The sequence below is a fragment of the Bradyrhizobium sp. genome, assembly GCF_049512235.1.
In the GTDB taxonomy this organism is placed as follows: Bacteria; Pseudomonadota; Alphaproteobacteria; order Rhizobiales; family Xanthobacteraceae; genus Bradyrhizobium.
Window position 1 is genome coordinate 1 of sequence record NZ_JBEKXH010000646.1, and the last position, 3,213, is coordinate 3,213.

General features: G+C 62.3%; 3 protein-coding genes and 1 pseudogene. All 4 read right to left on the reverse strand.

Annotated features, from left to right (window positions below; all coding sequences use genetic code 11):
* Positions 1-499 (reverse strand): annotated as a pseudogene (locus ABSG20_RS33290) (RNA-dependent DNA polymerase); the annotation flags it as partial.
* Complete coding sequence (gene avd, locus ABSG20_RS33295) at positions 480-941, reverse strand: diversity-generating retroelement protein Avd (protein WP_423868688.1); 462 nt, start codon at positions 939-941, stop codon at positions 480-482. The gene avd and the pseudogene ABSG20_RS33290, both read right to left, overlap by 20 nt.
* 154 nt (positions 942-1,095) lie before the next feature.
* Entirely contained in the window at positions 1,096-2,121 is a 1,026-nt protein-coding gene (locus ABSG20_RS33300) for an SUMF1/EgtB/PvdO family nonheme iron enzyme (RefSeq protein WP_423868689.1), read from the reverse strand.
* The coding region (locus ABSG20_RS33305) for a toll/interleukin-1 receptor domain-containing protein (RefSeq protein WP_423868690.1) at positions 2,118-3,213 on the reverse strand (1,096 nt) is incomplete at its 5' end. The genes ABSG20_RS33300 and ABSG20_RS33305, both read right to left, overlap by 4 nt.

Genomic DNA, 3,213 nt, shown 5'->3' on the forward strand with positions numbered 1-3,213 from the left:
CCATCAGCGCCAGCGTCCTGGCGCAGGCGAGGTGGCGGCGGAATCCGGCTTTCCGGATGGCATGGTCGATGGAGGGAAAATAACGGTATAGGTCACAGCGCAGCACATGCGCGTGGCGGTCGCGGTAGCCCTCATAGGTACCAATCGCGCGGTGCGTTCCCTTCCCGAGGCGATTGGCAAAGCTGTTGGCGATGAAGCCGCGCTCGAACAGCGGGGCGATGACGGCGCACAGCGCGTGGTGAACCACGCGGTCGCGAAACGGCGCGGCGGAGACGAGGCGCTCCTTGGGATCGCGCACCCTGATCTCCACATAGGTGCCGGGACGATAGCTGCCGTCCCGCAGTTCGCTTTCAAGGCGCAGCAATTCGGATTCAAGACGGGCGTAGAAGGCGCCGGCGCCGGGCTTGCGACGCTTGCCCCGCACCGCCTTGCGGGCGGCGGCTCGCAGCGCGGCAAAGCTGGCGATCCGGCCGAACAGATCATCGTGTCGCTTCGGCATGGGGCCGATCGGATTGAGGAGGCGCGCTGGACGGGGAGGCGCGCCGTGACTCAGGCGGAGGCGCCGCGATTTCGCGTGCCGCATCGCCATCGCGCGCGGCATGCGCCTTTTGCCAACCCCCGACCAGTCGCCCGATTTCGTCGAGCGAGCGGGCCGCATATTCGTATCGGCGCGGATCGAGATGGCGCAGTTCGGTGGCAAGGCGGAACAGCACGCGCAGCTTTTCCAGCCCGAGATTAGCGCGCGCCAGATGGCCGCGCCGGTCGCGGGTATAGGTGGCCTCGATCAGCGCCTCCAGAACGTCGAGCGCGGTTGACTGGATGCGGTCGCCAAGCAGGAATTTCTGCGCCCGCGGAAAGCGTTCGACCACCGGCACCAGCCACAGCATGAATTGCTGGTGCGCTTCGAGCGCGGGGCCGGTGCGGCGGGCATGGTCAGACATGCGGCAACCATAGGCTGATTCTCGCTTAGCGCGCCGACCGGGGAAAAGATACACACCGGAAAAAATATCGGCCAGCCTACGGCGGGAAATTTCTGGAGCTGTGGCCGGAACGCAGATCCGTGTTCGAGACGTAAGGAGAATAAGAAGTAGGAGGTTAAAGCGTTCTGGCAACTCGAAAGCCGATAGTGCCGCCGCGGATGTCGGGCCGGTACCTGATGCCGCTGGCGGAGCGGAGAAAGACTGGATAGTCGTACCAGGAACCGCCGCGCAGGACGCGAGAAGACGGGTCACCGCCCGCCCAGGCCGAGCCGTCCGATGGCGGATTGCTATTGTAGTCCTCGCGCCAATTGTCTTCGCACCATTCCCAGATATTACCGTGCATGTCATACAGACCCCACGGGTTAGGCGGAAACTTGAGGACAGAAGTGGTGCCCTTGGAGGCCTCCCCAAAATTCGCTTGCTCAGGCATAATGCTGTCGCCGGTGCTGTAAGCCGAGCTCGTGCCCGCCCGGCAGCAATATTCCCATTCAGCTTCGGACAACAGCCGATAGGGTCTGCCGCCGGAGGTTTCCGTCAGCCATGCCACATAGGCTTGCGCGTCATGCCAGTTCGCCCAGACGACCGGATGATCGTCCTTCTGCGGGAAGCCCGGATCGCGCCAGGAGCTCTTCTTGGCCACCTTATGGCCGGAGGCCTTGACGAAGGCCGCGAATTCGCCGCGTATGACCGGGTAGATGCCGACCGCGAAGGGATTGGCGATCGTGACCGGGTGCTGTGGATGTTCGTCCGGAGTGCCTTCCCCTTCGGGTGAGCCCATCAGGAACTCGCCAGCGGGGACGATAATCATCTCCGGGGCCGCATCGAAATCTCTAAAGCGAGCGCCTACCAGCCCAATCACGCCAGTCAGATCAGCACCGCTAAAGGACATCCCGGCAATATTCGCGCGCCGAAAATCCGCGCCGGTCAGATCGGACTGCGAAAAATCGAAGCCCTGCAAATCCTCGTTGCGAAAGTCGAGATCGCGAAGCGATGCGCCGACGAAATCCCGCACCGGATCGAGCCCCGCGGCACTCACGAGTTCGCGGAACGACGGCGGCGTCGCGCCGCTCGCCATGTCGATGAGCCTTTCCAGGACGGTACCGAACGGGTTCGGCGAGGCCGGCAACAACGGTTCCGTCATAATGATTTTTCACGCACCGGGACGTCGCGCCTCATGTCGGGGCTTCCGGCCGTGTCGCTCCTGGCTACCTTTACGCTCATGATCGCGGCAATCTTCCGGGCAAAGTCGGGCGACGGCCGCTTCGGGTTCTCGCCAGCGATGAACAACCCTTCCGGACAAAGCGACACCGTCAACTCCGCGCGGATGGATGAGAGATCGATATCCGGAGCGGCAATCGCCGGCATCGACAGATAGTTCTCGTGCTCGGCGGGGGGCAATGGCAGGTCCGAGATGCCCGTGCGCCCCGGCTGAGGATTGATGCAGATCGTGACCGCCTTTGGCGTAGCCGGCCGACTGACGTAGTATACCGGATCCCTGGTCGAGAATTTTTCCCAGGCTGGATTGCGGCCGAGCTTTCCTGCTCCGCCATCATCGAACGACAGATCGGCGCGACGGATGCTGAACTCGACGCTTCCGCTACCGTCCTCGGTTTTCACATAGAGTCGTTCCAGAAAACCGAGATGCACGAACACGCCGCGCATTGCCTGACCCTTCGGAGGCTCGACCAGAATTTCACCTGCCGTGAGAAAATCATACTTGGGATAGAGATGGGGATTTGCGCGAAATTCCGGGGCGCGCTTTACCGGTCGCGTCATCGGCGTGCGATCGACGCCAACCGCTGGCGGCGACCGTAACCGCTGGATCATGCCTTCGATGTCATCGGCGATGTTGTCGACAAGAACTTCCCGTTGGTCCGGCGTGAGGGCGAGGAAGTCCACCGCGATGACTTTCCTGTGTTGTCGCTCCCTGAGTTCGTCGTAGGCGGCGCGCTGCTCCGGATCAAAATGCCGCAGCTGATTCTCAATCTCGTGCGTCAGGATCGGCACGACGTATTCACCAACCCCGCCGTCCTCCAGCTCCTTGAAGATCTGATATTCCTTCCGGCAAAAGGTGCTTTCGAACCATTTTGGCGTCATCAGGATGATAAAAACCCGCGATTGCCGAACGGCCTCTCCGATCCGGTCATCCCATCGCTGGCCGGTGCGGAGGTTCTTGATGTCCTGCCAGATCGCGAACTCGGCGTTGATGATCTTGCGGGTGACCCGCTGTGCG

Coding starts and splice junctions, on each gene's coding strand:
- ABSG20_RS33300 (WP_423868689.1), bottom strand. CDS start 2,121: ATGACGGAACCGTTGTTGCCGGCCTCGCCGAACCCGTTCGGTACCGTC.
- avd (WP_423868688.1), bottom strand. CDS start 941: ATGTCTGACCATGCCCGCCGCACCGGCCCCGCGCTCGAAGCGCACCAG.